At 37.9% G+C, this 12,564-nt stretch carries 15 protein-coding genes; 5 read left to right on the forward strand and 10 right to left on the reverse strand.

Translation table 11 applies throughout. From position 1 onward, the window contains the following. Positions 1-11: 11 nt before the first annotated feature. Positions 12-884, forward strand: coding sequence for a DMT family transporter (locus EMK97_RS07290; protein ID WP_130600800.1), 873 nt, complete (start codon positions 12-14; stop codon positions 882-884). Positions 885-956: 72 nt separating this feature from the next. Here the strand turns inward: EMK97_RS07290 and EMK97_RS07295 are convergent, their stop codons facing one another. The 3 genes from EMK97_RS07295 to EMK97_RS07305 are packed head-to-tail and all read right to left on the reverse strand — an operon-like array spanning position 957 to position 2,858. Beyond that, the gene (locus EMK97_RS07295) at positions 957-1,622 is read right to left on the reverse strand and encodes a TVP38/TMEM64 family protein (protein WP_130600802.1); all 666 of its coding nucleotides are present in this window, start codon (positions 1,620-1,622) and stop codon (positions 957-959) included. An 8-nt stretch (positions 1,623-1,630) separates the two neighbouring features. After that, on the reverse strand, positions 1,631-2,113 hold the full coding sequence (locus EMK97_RS07300; protein ID WP_211342281.1) for a DUF2141 domain-containing protein: 483 nt from the start codon (positions 2,111-2,113) through the stop codon (positions 1,631-1,633). A 13-nt stretch (positions 2,114-2,126) separates the two neighbouring features. Further along, complete coding sequence (locus EMK97_RS07305; RefSeq protein WP_130600804.1) at positions 2,127-2,858, reverse strand: SDR family NAD(P)-dependent oxidoreductase; 732 nt, start codon at positions 2,856-2,858, stop codon at positions 2,127-2,129. A gap of 76 nt (positions 2,859-2,934) precedes the next feature. Between EMK97_RS07305 and EMK97_RS07310 the strand changes: the two genes are divergently transcribed. The 3 genes from EMK97_RS07310 to EMK97_RS07320 all read left to right on the forward strand — a co-directional run bounded on the left by EMK97_RS07310 (position 2,935) and on the right by EMK97_RS07320 (position 5,782). Continuing rightward, positions 2,935-3,480 (forward strand): Crp/Fnr family transcriptional regulator, encoded by a 546-nt coding sequence (locus EMK97_RS07310; RefSeq protein ID WP_130600806.1) that lies wholly within the window; start codon positions 2,935-2,937, stop codon positions 3,478-3,480. Between the two features lie 237 nt (positions 3,481-3,717). After that, positions 3,718-5,010, forward strand: coding sequence for an NCS2 family permease (locus EMK97_RS07315; RefSeq protein ID WP_130600808.1), 1,293 nt, complete (start codon positions 3,718-3,720; stop codon positions 5,008-5,010). 4 nt (positions 5,011-5,014) lie between these two features. Then, positions 5,015-5,782, forward strand: a complete 768-nt coding sequence (locus tag EMK97_RS07320) for an outer membrane protein OmpK (RefSeq protein ID WP_130600810.1) — start codon at positions 5,015-5,017, stop codon at positions 5,780-5,782. A gap of 380 nt (positions 5,783-6,162) precedes the next feature. Here the strand turns inward: EMK97_RS07320 and EMK97_RS07330 are convergent, their stop codons facing one another. Together EMK97_RS07330 and EMK97_RS07335 are read right to left on the reverse strand one after the other, a co-directional pair. Further along, positions 6,163-7,680: a M20 family peptidase gene (locus tag EMK97_RS07330; protein WP_130600812.1), complete on the reverse strand. Its 1,518-nt coding sequence runs from the start codon at positions 7,678-7,680 to the stop codon at positions 6,163-6,165. Between the two features lie 117 nt (positions 7,681-7,797). Beyond that, on the reverse strand, positions 7,798-7,992 hold the full coding sequence (locus EMK97_RS07335; protein WP_130600814.1) for a hypothetical protein: 195 nt from the start codon (positions 7,990-7,992) through the stop codon (positions 7,798-7,800). A gap of 194 nt (positions 7,993-8,186) precedes the next feature. Here EMK97_RS07335 and EMK97_RS07340 point away from each other — a divergent pair, with 194 nt between their 5' ends. Further along, a complete protein-coding gene (locus tag EMK97_RS07340) occupies positions 8,187-9,026 on the forward strand; it encodes an HDOD domain-containing protein (protein ID WP_130600816.1) in 840 nt (279 codons plus the stop codon). Between the two features lie 74 nt (positions 9,027-9,100). On the opposite strand, the gene EMK97_RS07345 is transcribed toward EMK97_RS07340, so the two are convergent. The 5 genes from EMK97_RS07345 to EMK97_RS07365 form a co-directional block, all read right to left on the reverse strand. Further along, positions 9,101-9,703, reverse strand: coding sequence for a putative adenosine monophosphate-protein transferase Fic (locus tag EMK97_RS07345; protein ID WP_130600818.1), 603 nt, complete (start codon positions 9,701-9,703; stop codon positions 9,101-9,103). After that, on the reverse strand, positions 9,696-9,854 hold the full coding sequence (locus EMK97_RS07350) for a YhfG family protein (RefSeq protein ID WP_130600820.1): 159 nt from the start codon (positions 9,852-9,854) through the stop codon (positions 9,696-9,698). Before EMK97_RS07350 ends, EMK97_RS07345 begins: the two co-directional genes overlap by 8 nt. Positions 9,855-10,265: 411 nt before the next feature. Beyond that, entirely contained in the window at positions 10,266-11,381 is a 1,116-nt protein-coding gene (locus EMK97_RS07355; protein WP_130600822.1) for a S1C family serine protease, read from the reverse strand. 15 nt (positions 11,382-11,396) lie between these two features. Beyond that, positions 11,397-12,251: an RNA polymerase factor sigma-32 gene (locus tag EMK97_RS07360; protein ID WP_130600824.1), complete on the reverse strand. Its 855-nt coding sequence runs from the start codon at positions 12,249-12,251 to the stop codon at positions 11,397-11,399. A 10-nt stretch (positions 12,252-12,261) separates the two neighbouring features. Further along, positions 12,262-12,543, reverse strand: coding sequence for a hypothetical protein (locus EMK97_RS07365; RefSeq protein WP_130600826.1), 282 nt, complete (start codon positions 12,541-12,543; stop codon positions 12,262-12,264). Positions 12,544-12,564 lie beyond the last annotated feature (21 nt).

The following is a 12,564-nucleotide window of genomic DNA, read 5'->3' on the forward strand; positions in this document are numbered from 1 at the left end:
ACCAAAAATCCATGCCAGCAAGTTTAGCGCTTATTATCGCCACCTTTTTATGGGGCAGCTCATTTATCGCCTTAAAGTATGCCATTAATATTTATGATCCCGCCTTTGTTATCTTTTTTCGCATGCTAACCACCTTAGTGTTGTGTTTGTGCTTATGGCCTTGGGTGAAAAAGTTTAGCTATCAAACTGGTGATTGGAAGTATTTACTGAGTATGTCATTAGCTGAACCCTGCCTCTATTATTTATTTGAGGGTAACGCTATGAAGTACACCTCAGCTTCACAGGCAGGCGTTTTGGTCTCTTGTTTTCCACTCCTTGTCGCTGTTGTTGCTTATTTCATGTTAAAAGAAAAAATCACTAAGCAATTAGCCATAGGGTTTAGCTTTTGTATTGGTGGTGGTATTTTGCTAACGCTAGTGTCAGAAAATTCCAGTCATGCACCTAATCCAGCTTGGGGTAATTTTCTTGAATTTTTAGCCATGGTTTGTGCTGCTTACTATGCTGTTAGTGTAAAAAAATTATCAACACGTTATGCGCCATTAACACTCATTGCCTTACAAGGCATTGCTGGCTCACTCTTTTTTGGACCTTTCCTCTTCTTTATCGATATACCAACGCCACATGATATCACGGCATTAGCCGGTATTTTTTATCTTGGTGCCTTTGTTACGATTGGTGCTTATGGCATGTATAACTACGCCATCACTAAAGTGTCGGTATTAACCGCTGCCGCCTTTACCAACTTAATTCCTATATTCACCTTAGGTTTATCAGCACTTATGCTAGGGGAAAGCTTAGACTTAAGCCAATGGCTGTGTATTTTTATGGTCTTTATTGGTGTTTATATCAGCCAAAGACGAACGCGCAAAGGCCTTATAGATTAACCTTTACGCAGCAAAAAATAATCTCAAAAGCTCAATATCCTTTAAGAATTGATTAACTAGCTATACCTTTTTTTAAGCTTTATTAACTTTTTTAAACTTAGGCGATTTTTGAGTAAAGTACCATGCAGCCCATAACGTTGCAGAGAGTAAAATAGCAGTAATTATTGCTGGTTTTGGGTTATCAAGTGTACTAATAGAACCCGCATAAGTAGCAATTACGGCATAAGGTATTGAGCTCACTAACCAAGCACTAAGAAAGGTTAAAAATGGCATTCTTGTTAGGCCAGCTAAACATGCCGATATCTCAGGTAATATCGGCATAGCTCTCGATAGTATTATCATTAGCACTCCATATTGAGAAAATTGCTCTCGTGCCGCCAACCTGTCTGGCTTCTTTTTTATAAGCAATCTCTCTAGCTTATCGCCCCAGAAGTAACTAAGCCAATAGCCGCTAATACCAGCTGATGTAACCCCTAAAATGGCAATAATTGCGCCATAGCTTGCACCTAGAAAGTAACCTGAAAGTAGCATAAGCGTTAAAGTCGGCATGGCAATAAACAAGTCAGCAAAGAGTAACACTATGATTATCGCAGCAACAATACTTACATCCATCGAGTTTGCTTTATTCAACCATAGCTCTATTTTTTCAATGCTTATCACGCCTGTTAATTTAATTAAAACAAAGGTAAGTGCAAAAATAAAAAACAACATAGCCATCAGTTTAATAAGTGCTTTCATATGCCCCCCTAAGGATAAATAATACGAATTGAAATAGTGCCTAATTGCTGGTTTTTCTTTAGTTTGGCTTGCTTAAAGCTTGGTGGTCCAAAACCTAGTTTGGCGCCATTGGAAAAACCCAACCCTTCAGCTGGTATTATTTGAGTCCAGTTTTTAGTGACTTTTTGAGAGTTGTCTTCGTCATGTAACACTTTGATAGCAAATTCACTTGGCACCTTAGTAAAGCTAAACGACAATTTACTATGTTCAACAGGTAATATTTGAGTATCAAGCGCTTTATCATGCTCTTTAGGAAAACCAGATTGGGCGAATAACATCACCATAATGCTGCCTGGTCTAGAAACATCTATGCCTTCAACAACCAAATTAAGCTCAGTATCAGCTTCAATAGCAGTATCCCCAACGAATATGGAATTTTCAGATGAAGCTACAGCTTGTATGGCCAATGTTTGACTCGCCATCATAGTTAAACAATAAACAATGCGATTCATTGCAATACACATATTAATACCCCCTCATAATACGGCGCCCTAAAAATGGTAGATAACGCATAAGTAGCCGCAGCAATTTCACCTTACCAATATCATTATTTTGCTTGCTGCTCTCTATCCCGTTAATGATTTTCTTTGCAGCTTGCAAGCTAGTGATTTTATTTTCGCTGCGTCCATAGGTCATTGCGGTATCAACTACGGGCAGAAAGGCTTGCAAGACCTCAATGTGTGTGTTGATAAGTTGATTGCTTAACGCCTGAGAAAAATTATCCAAAGCTGCTTTAGTCGCGCAATACACTGCCGATGAGGTTTTGGGCGCCAACGCTAAACCTGAATTAACATTTAAAATCACTGCTGGACTACCTGTATTTAATAAAGGCAATAGCAAGTAACATAAACAACAAATCGAAGTGAAGTTAGTATTCACTTCCCTGCTAATACTTTGGTAACAAAAGTCAGCTTCAGTGAACATAGGGGTATATTGCACTGCGGCATTGTTAATGAGAATATCTAAGCTCTCCGTCTGCTGCTTGATGTTTTTAACCATTGCTTGCAAGCTGTCAATATCACTAAGATCTGTATTAAATGCCTGGATATTTGGGAAGCTTTTTAGCAAGGTATTGATTTTGTCCTGACTGCGCGCAACTATATAGAGAGTGTTATTTTGATAGAGTTGCTCAATTAAGCGCAAACCTATACCGGAAGTGACACCTGTAATTAGAATTTTTTTGCCAATAAGTTTCATTGCCTTACCTTGTGAATAAATAGTGTCTAGCAAGGTAATCAAGAACGGCTATAAAATCGTTAACATAGGTTAAAAAATGAATTTAAATGCTTTAATGGATGAGTTTGGAACAGCGCAATCGTTTGAGAAATCTGCTCATATTTTTATGCAAGAGCAAACAAACAATAATATCTATTTCATACGTTCAGGTATTTTGAAGGCATATTATATTAATACTGACGGTAAAGAGTTTATTAAATCCTTTATTTTTGTTAACGATATCATTGGTAGCATGCAAGCTTTACAAGGGGGGTTAACCAGTTATAACTTACAATGCATCAAAGCGACTCAAGTAACTAAACTTGCCTACAAGCACATTAGAGATAGGTGTAAGGAAAATATTTCATTAGCCAATGAAGTGATAGAACTACTTAGCGCATTAGCCATAAAAAAAGAGCGAAGAGAGTTTGAACTTTTATGCTTACCTGCCGAGCAAAGATATTTACAACTGCTTAAGAAGATTCCTAATATTTATGATTACGTTACCCAAAATGATATTGCTAGATACCTAGGTATTACCCCTGTAGCATTAAGTAGAATAAAGCATAATAGTTCAATTGAGGCATTAACAATACACAGCTAGTAGCATTTATTGTTTGAATTTATTGCCTTAAATCAAACTCCAACTAATTGCTGGCAAATTCCCTTTTGTCATATCTTATGCCTTGCTACAATATGCGCCGCCAAAATTCAACCTACCCTTGCTACGACTTAATTAGATAAACTTTGCTAAGCTCTATTTAGGCAAAGCTTAAGTAACGCAATGAATTTGCACAAAAAACCAAAGTAACACTGTATTACCATTAACGAGACACGCCCAATGTTAGAAAAACTTTTTAAGTTAACTGAGCACAATACCAATATAAAACGGGAAATTGTTGCTGGAATTACCACCTTTTTAACCATGGCCTACATTATATTTGTTAACCCAGCCATGTTAGCCGATGCAGGAATGGATCACGGCGCAGTATTTGTTGCCACCTGTATTGCCGCCGCTATTGGCTGTTTTATTATGGGCTTTTTAGCCAACTACCCTATTGCCTTAGCACCGGGTATGGGTCTGAATGCCTTTTTCACCTACACAGTTGTCCTTGATATGGGCTATAGCTGGCAGGTAGCACTTGGTGGCGTGTTTATTTCCGGTGTGGTATTTATTCTACTTAGCTTATTTAGTATTCGAGAATGGATTATTAACTCGATTCCGCAAGCATTGCGCTTTGGTATAGCTGCTGGCATAGGCCTATTTTTAGCGCTTATTGCCCTTAAAAATGCTGGCATTGTTGTTGATAGCCCTGCCACTTTAGTTACTCTGGGTAATATTACTGCGCTTGAACCAATTTTAGCTGCCCTTGGCTTGTTCCTAATCGTTGGTTTAGCCAGTAAAGGCATTAATGGCTCAGTAATGTTGTCGATTTTAATCATCACTGCAATCGGTTTACTGATTGGTAACATTGATTATCAAGGTATTATTTCTTTACCGCCATCCGTTATGCCAACCTTTATGCAATTAGATATTGCGGGTGCGTTAGAAGTAGGCATGTTAAGTGTTATTTTTGCTTTTCTTTTCGTTGATTTATTTGACACCTCAGGCACATTAATTGCGGTTGCTCAGCGTGGCAACTTACTGGCAAAAGACGGCACTTTACCAAGATTAGATAAAGCACTGTTGGCAGATTCAACCGCAACCGTAGCAGGCAGTATGTTAGGTACTTCAACAACAACCAGCTATGTTGAAAGTACTTCAGGTGTCGCTGCTGGAGGCCGTACAGGCTTAACTGCAGTTGTAGTGGGTGTGTTATTTTTATTAGCCATTTTATTTTCACCACTTGCAGGTATGGTTCCTGCTTACGCAACCGCAGGTCCGCTATTTTATGTTGCGGTGTTAATGCTTTCAGGTTTAGTTAATGTTGATTGGGATGACTTACTTGATGCCGTTCCTGTCGCCGTTATTTGTATCACCATGCCGTTAACTTTCTCTATCGCCAACGGCATCGCATTTGGCTTTATCAGCTATGTTGCAGTACGCTTATTTAGTGGCAAGGTAAAAACACTCAACCTTAGCGTAGTGTTATTGGCATTATTATTTATCGGCAAATTTGCTTTTTACGGGTAATCATATGAACAAGAAAAATCTAGCTAATATAATCGCAGCAAGCTTATTACTAAGCGCAACCAGCGCCAGCGCTGAAACACTTTGGAGTGATAACTCACTGTCTTATTTAAAGAACTTACAAGACTTTGAAGTTTTAACTAACGATGATATTAATGTCTTCACCTTTGAGCATGTCTCAGGCCATAACTGGGGTGATATCTTCTTCTTCATTGATCGCATTAATGGTAAGGCCGATGCTAATAACGGTGAGCACAAAGAAACTTATGGTGAATTCTCACCTCGTGTTAGCTTAAGTTACCTTTCAGGCAGCAAACTTAGCTTTGGCCCGATAAAAGATGTTTTCTTAGCAGGTACCTATGAGTACTCAAGCGGAAGCTCTGGCGATTTCTCTTTTGGTTTTGACAACTACCTGTACGGCGTTGGCGCTGCCTGGGATATTTTTGATAAGGGTTACTTTAATACTAACCTTTATTATGCCAACAACGATAAAACAGATAATGACCAACAGCTTACCGTAACTTGGGGTTACCCAATGGCCTTTGGCAAGCATAAAGTGTTATTTGATGGCTTTATTGATTGGTCATCAGCCGCTGATGATCATGCCGCAGACTTTCACTTTAACCCCCAGTTAAAGTTAGATGTAGGTAATTATTTTGGCTATGCTGGCAAGTTTGAAATGGGTATTGAATATAGCTATTGGCACAATAAATTTGGCATAAAAGGCTTAGATAACGAAAGTGTGGTCAGCTTTTTAGTAAAAGCGCATTTATAAAGAACAAACAGATAAATAGATTAGCCTGAGCTCGCCACCAGTTTGTTAAAATTGTGATGAGTTCAAGCATTAAAAACGAAAAGATCAGCTAAATGTTTAGCTGATCTTTTTTTATTTACTCATATTGTTTAAATTTAGGTTTACGTTTTTCAGCAAACGCTTGCATTCCTTCAACTTGATCTTCCGTACTAAAAAGACCATGAAATAAGACTATTAGCAAGTTAGGTATAGCGCATGGCTAATACAAATAAGAATCGACATAAGTAATGTGAAGTATGATATGCCAAGCGAGATCAGGCTTAGTAATTACCAGTAATGCTGTAAAAAAGAGCAAGAGATTACCCTCTTGCTCTGTACTACTATTTATGCCATTTAATAACTTATAATTCTTCTAAGTTATTAAATAATGTATAGAAAAAGCCAATTGAACGCGCGTATTCTTTCACTAAAATACGTTCATTTACACCGTGAAAACCTTTAAACTCTTCAGTGTTTTCTAACTGAATACCGGTAATAGTGTATACATCAGGTGCAAAATCTCTTGCTTGAAAGTGCTTAGAGTCTGAGCCACCGACAACAAAAAATGGCGAAACAATTAAATCATTACCCCATGTTTGACGAATGGTTTTTTCTAACATTTTATAACCCGGCCCTTCAGCATCCGCAATATTCGTCGCAGGCGTAGAAGCTGAAATATCTTTCATTTCAATGCGATCATCACCTATGGCTTTTTTAAGATGCGCCATAATCACTTCTGGTGTATCACCTGGCATAGGTCTGAAATTTACCACAGCTGTTGCCGACGGCGGCAACACGTTATCTTTAATTCCCGCATTAAACATGGTTGTGGCAATAGTCGTATGCAGCATTGCACGTGTCACTTCATTTTTTGACATCACGTCGATGAATTGTTGCTCTAAGTCAGTTATTTCACCATCTTTACCAAAAGCAACTGCTGAGTATAGCGGCTGCATTTCTTCTTCTAACTCAGGCCCCATATAACGATACTGAGCGCGAACAGCTGGATGTATTCTGTAAGGAAATTGTGCTTTTTCTAATTTAGTAATTGCTGTCGCTAAGATACCAATATTTGATTCTTCTGGCGGCATAGATGAATGACCACCAATACCGTTAATCGACAATTCTAAACTGACAAAACCTTTTTGAGCAATACCAATTAATGCAGTATTGTCTTTAATACCTGGAAAAATACCAGGGGTTAACGGTGCTGATTCATCAATAACAAAGGCAAATCTTTCAATACCGCGTTTCTCAAGCACGTCTGCCACATTTTTAGCGCCTTCTGCGCCGCCAACTTCTTCATCTTGGCCAAACACAAAATAAATAGTCCTAGACGGCTGCCAACCTTCTTTAAGTTTCATTTCTGCCGCTTCTAAAATGGCATGCACTTGGTTCTTATCATCTAAAACACCACGCCCCCAAATGTAACCATCTTTCACTGTGCCTGCAAAAGGTTCTACTTTCCATTGATCTCTTGATTCTTCAGGAACGGGAACAACATCCATGTGAGCATACATAAGCGCTGGTGGTAATGAAGTATCTTTACCTTGCCATGTATATAACAAGCTATACGGGCGAGGATGACCTAATACTTCTTTTTTTAAATGCTTGTGAACATTCGGATAAGATTTTTCAAGATAATCGTGATAATCAGTAAAGGCCTTTTTATCAAAGTCATTTCGATCTTGATTTGAAATAGTTTTAAAGGTTACCGCTTTTGATAAACGCTTAACCGCGCCATCAAGATCAACCTTTACTTCAATTTGTTCAACACCTTGCATTTGCTTTGAAGAAAAGTCTTGTTTTTGTGCAGCGCAAAGACTCGTGCTAAAAACAATGGCAGCAATGCTGGTAAAAATTTTCGTCTGTCTAAACATAGTTATTTCCTTATTGATAAAATAAACTTAATGAGTGTAATTTATTTTGTTTACTTTCTTTACGAGCAAGTAAAAACAGTAAGTTGCTGAATTCACAGGCTCTTTGGTTATTAGGCTTTAAAAAGTATAACGAACCATAGCTTGTACTCTACGGCCATCTCCTTCTTTTTCGTTAATGTTGATGCGGTCACCAAACATATACTCAATCCCCATATCTATATGCTTATCATACTGATATAAAAGGTTTATATGCGCAACTGCACTTTTTTCAATATCGGTTTCATCACGCTGATAAGAAGGAGTTACGTTCAACCAAGCGTACAGTTTAAAGCCAAAGTAAAGTGATGGGTATAGCTAAACGCAATAGTATGTATGTCAGTGTCAATAGTGCCATCACTGGTTAAGTTTACCCCTAACCGCAGCTGTTTTTAGAAGGAGCGCTTTAAATATTTAGCTTCTTTGATATTATTAATAAATACTTAGTATTAAAATTATTGGAGGCACGAATGCGTATAACAGCGCTACAATACGCTCAAAAATCACAGGAGCTATGTGTCTTACCCGACGTATATATTCGCTTAAAAGAAATGCTAGAGAGTAAGCAAGCAACCTTAGATGACATTGCTGACATCATTTCTTTAGACCCTGCTTTAGCCTCATGCCTATTAAAAATTGCTAATAGTGCGCTATTTAATTTTCCTAAAGAAGTTGATTCAATACCTCGTGCCCTGATGATTTTAGGCATAAAAGAAGTTCATAATTTAATTAACACTTACGGTGTTACTGCTGCATTTTCAGGACTTAATCCTAACATAATGGATATGGATAAATTTTGGGAAATAAGTGTTGACTGTGCTCTGCTCACTAAATTTCTAGCCCAAAAAATAAATATCAAAAATAGTGACGGACTTTTTCTAGCGGGGCTTTTTCACAATATTGGTGCACTTGCTATTGTGCATAATGCTCCCAAGAAGGTGCAGTATTGCGAAGCTTACAACAGTGACGAAACACCATGGCAACGTCAACAAGACGTTTTTGGTTTTACTTTTGCTGAATGTAGTGCTGAGCTATTAACATTATGGCACTTGCCTGATGCCATAATTAACCCTATACGTGAATATCATAATGCCTATAGTAAAGAGTTAGCGCCCGAAAGTACCTTGTTATATATTACCTCTCGTTTAGCCATTATTAATTCACACCCTGGTCTATATTCAAAAGTTAACTTACTAGGTAAGCACTTATTAGCAGATCTTAAGCTTACGATGAATGATATAGATGATGCTTTAGCGTTTTGTAATGCCGAAGGCATGGCCATTATGTCTGCTTTAAAAGTAATAGGTTAGTTGTAAATACTTAGAGCAGAATAGATGCTTATCTTTCCAGGTTTTGCCTAGCATCAAAATTTACTAGACGATTGTTATTCATCAAAATCTAAAGAGTTAGCTGCTTTTTCAAATATCATGGTTAACGGAGCTAAGTTACCAAGATAACCTTGAATATTAGCCTCTAACCAACTGTCTTTAGATATTCCTTTCCAATCCAACTCATATCCCGCCTGTAACGCTAAAACTTCACAAAAGAGTCTCAAAGTGCGTCCGTTGCCTTCCCTAAACGGGTGTACCACATTCATTTCGCAGAAGAAATCAGCTAATTGAAAAACAAACTCAGCGCTACTTAGTTCTCTTAAATAATTACTCTTAGCTAGCCGTTGGAATTGCTTTACGGCCTCTCGCTCAATATTGCTCGCGGTACAAAAACGTGTACTACCTTTACTGATATCAATAGTTCTGAGCTGTCCAGCCCATTTATAAATATCCTGAAATAGATGGTGGTGAATTTCTTTTAAGTAGCCAAACGTTAATCGTTCAAACTGAGGAGAAAATTGCTCTAGGCGAAAGCTAGTAAGCTCTAATTCAGCTTCTTCAAGTTCGCTGTCAGAGCGAATGTCTAAAAGGTTAATTAGAATATCTGTGTTTTGGTAGCAGTTAGGATCTTGCTCAACCCCATACTTATCACGCATACTGCGCTTTTAGCTCGCTTATTTTTCGTGCAACACGCTTACTTTTAATTTTCCCTGTACGCATAGAAATGCCTTCCAGCCTTAAGCTTTCAAGGTAATTCTCTTTTTTCTTGCTCTCAAATCGAGCTTTAAGTTGCTTTTCAGTTAGCATAATCAATCCTTATTTCTACCCTGTAATTGTAGTCAGAATCGCTCAAAACCTCAACGAAAAGTGGCATACGGTACGCATGTTCTCAGTTTTATTATCAATACAAGTAACCATTAATTTAATAACCCTAAAGGATACATCAAATGGCTTACTTTACTGATACACGTTATTTATCAATTCTTAAATGAGCACACTAAAGCTAAATTACATTATTCAAAGCGATTGTAGAGAGCGTGTGAACATTATTTCCTTAGTGACATATTTGCACATATTAAGTTAGAAATAACCGCAACTTTGAGAGACTAAATATGTTACTTAATTCACTACATTCCTCAACCAATAAGATTTGTAACAATAGTACAGGAGAACGAAATTGAACTGTCACGCTTGCCCCAAAAAAATCATAGAGAAAACCTACTCTAGTGCCACTTTTATATCGATTTTTTTATCATTCCTTAATATGCCAATCGAAACAGTTTCACCTATGTCAAAATTATCCAACTCTGACAACAAAGACTTAACGCTCGTTACTGCTTTACCATTTACTGACTGAATTACATCACCCAAGGTAATGCCAAATCGGGTAACTTGGGCGCTTTGCATATTCGCTTTAAATGCGGGTGAGTTAGGTGCGATTTCTAATATGGCAACACCTTGAATGCCCAACTGGCTACTGATTTGCCTGTTAATATCATCATCAATTGAGATACCAAGAGACGGTCTGGTATAACGACCCGTCGCGATAAGTTGCGGGATAACGCGATTAACAGTATCAACAGGCACTGCAAAACCAATTCCCGCATAAGCGCCTGAAGGGCTATAAATTGCGGTATTGATGCCAATTAATCTGCCAGCACTATCAAGTAAAGGACCACCAGAATTACCCGGATTAATTGCCGCATCGGTTTGAATCAGATTATTAATGATTAAGTCTGAATCGGCAGACAGAGATCTATTAAGCGCAGAGACAATACCGCTGGTTAATGTGTAGTCCAAGCCAAATGGATTACCAATAGCAAACACTGACTGCCCCACTTGTAAATCATCACTGGTACCCACAGGAACCGCAGGTGGTAAATCAAACTTAACGTCTATTTTAAGTACCGCCAAGTCGTGATTTGGACTAACACCCACTAAATGCGCGGGATAAGTCCGTCCGTCATTGAGTCGTATATTGGCCTCAGATGCACCTTCAATAACATGGTAGTTGGTAACTATGTGGCCAAACTCATCCCAAATAAATCCAGAGCCTGTGCCACGAGGTACTTTTCGTACATCGCGGCTCCAAAAACTTCTTACCGTTTTACTTGTCGATATATAGACAACCGAGGGGCTAGCTTGGTTAAAAATATCAATGGTAGACTTTTCAGTATCCGCTAGCTCACCTCTTGCTGACACAACACGCGGTTGTGCATTTTGCTGGATAAGATATTTTTCAAATACGGGCAGCAATAAATTTAGCAAATACATGGCAACAATTAACCACAGTACTAAGCGTAAAAATTTTATTAAATTTAATTTACTGTCCATATTTTTTCCTTTTCTTTAATGAGTTATTGCTAACATTTTTGTCCTGAGTATAGTCAAAGCTTTCTCTTCTATTTGTCTAATCCGTTCTTGCGAAACACCATATTTTTCAGAGAAATATTTGTGCGTGTACTTTTCTTTTGCTAACCATCGGTTTTCTATTATATCCCTTGAACGTTCGTCTAGTTTTTCTATTATTGATTTAACTTGTTTGAATGCTTTATCTGTATAGTCTTGTTGAATTAACGTTGCAGTAAAAGCTTCAGATTCATCTGCTAATATAAAATCTGAACTGGCGTTGTTATCACCTTCGTCATTGACTGACGAATTAAGATAAAAGTCAGACTGGGCAAATTGTGCTTCCATATCTGCAACATCTTCTTCAGATACTTGCAGTTGCTCAGCTATTTCCGTCTTTTCCTTATATGATAACCATTGCGTATTCGACTTAAGTGTACGTAAATTAAAAAATAACTTTCGCTTTGCCTTGGTGGTTGCCGCCTTAACTAAACGCCAGTTCTTTATAACATATTCTTGAATTTCAGCTTTAATGTAATGCACAGCAAAACTAGACAACCTTACGCCAAAATCTAAGCTAAACTTCTTCACCGACTTCATCAAGCCAATAGTCCCTTCTTGCACTAAGTCATCTAAAGGTAAACCGTAGCCTTTATAGCTTCTAGCAATATAAGCGACAAACCTTAAATGCGAGAGCACGAGTTTTTCTGCTGCCGCTAAATCATTTCGTTGTTGATAGTCTTCAAATAAAGACCTTTCTTGCTGCTCATCCACTATGGGTTGGCTATTTACATAAGATAAATAAGCATCAAAGCTAGCTGTATTTTGTAGCACAGGGGTTAGATGAGTTGTCATATTGGCCTCCTTACTTGTGTGAATTCTTTGCTAACACAAAATTAAGAAAACGAGGGTTAAAGTGTTTGTTTCCCGGCATTAACAAACTAAGCTCGCGATGTATTTTTTTCTCATATTGAGATTTAGGCTGGTAAGCGTGCCTTTTCTTGTCGCTGTTCACACTCACTTTTGTTAGCTCGTTGGCACTTGCCTGACTCTCCTTAACCGTTGAGAAAACCGATAAGCCAATACCAACAGTAATAGCCAATGAAACAAATAATAGTTTTAGTGTGGGTTTATAAATTGAAGTCATGATATATCCTCACTATAAGCA

The organism is Litorilituus sediminis (genome assembly GCF_004295665.1).
GTDB classification, from domain to species: domain Bacteria; phylum Pseudomonadota; class Gammaproteobacteria; order Enterobacterales; family Alteromonadaceae; genus Colwellia; species Colwellia sediminis.

Bases quoted from the DNA above. Each gene is read 5' to 3' on its own strand.
- EMK97_RS07290 (WP_130600800.1), top strand. From the start codon at position 12: ATGCCAGCAAGTTTAGCGCTTATTATCGCCACCTTTTTATGGGGCAGC.
- EMK97_RS07295 (WP_130600802.1), bottom strand. From the start codon at position 1,622: ATGAAAGCACTTATTAAACTGATGGCTATGTTGTTTTTTATTTTTGCA.
- EMK97_RS07300 (WP_211342281.1), bottom strand. From the start codon at position 2,113: ATGAATCGCATTGTTTATTGTTTAACTATGATGGCGAGTCAAACATTG.
- EMK97_RS07305 (WP_130600804.1), bottom strand. From the start codon at position 2,858: ATGAAACTTATTGGCAAAAAAATTCTAATTACAGGTGTCACTTCCGGT.
- EMK97_RS07310 (WP_130600806.1), top strand. From the start codon at position 2,935: ATGAATTTAAATGCTTTAATGGATGAGTTTGGAACAGCGCAATCGTTT.
- EMK97_RS07315 (WP_130600808.1), top strand. From the start codon at position 3,718: ATGTTAGAAAAACTTTTTAAGTTAACTGAGCACAATACCAATATAAAA.
- EMK97_RS07320 (WP_130600810.1), top strand. From the start codon at position 5,015: ATGAACAAGAAAAATCTAGCTAATATAATCGCAGCAAGCTTATTACTA.
- EMK97_RS07330 (WP_130600812.1), bottom strand. From the start codon at position 7,680: ATGTTTAGACAGACGAAAATTTTTACCAGCATTGCTGCCATTGTTTTT.
- EMK97_RS07340 (WP_130600816.1), top strand. From the start codon at position 8,187: ATGCGTATAACAGCGCTACAATACGCTCAAAAATCACAGGAGCTATGT.
- EMK97_RS07345 (WP_130600818.1), bottom strand. From the start codon at position 9,703: ATGCGTGATAAGTATGGGGTTGAGCAAGATCCTAACTGCTACCAAAAC.
- EMK97_RS07350 (WP_130600820.1), bottom strand. From the start codon at position 9,854: ATGCTAACTGAAAAGCAACTTAAAGCTCGATTTGAGAGCAAGAAAAAA.
- EMK97_RS07355 (WP_130600822.1), bottom strand. From the start codon at position 11,381: ATGGACAGTAAATTAAATTTAATAAAATTTTTACGCTTAGTACTGTGG.
- EMK97_RS07360 (WP_130600824.1), bottom strand. From the start codon at position 12,251: ATGACAACTCATCTAACCCCTGTGCTACAAAATACAGCTAGCTTTGAT.
- EMK97_RS07365 (WP_130600826.1), bottom strand. From the start codon at position 12,543: ATGACTTCAATTTATAAACCCACACTAAAACTATTATTTGTTTCATTG.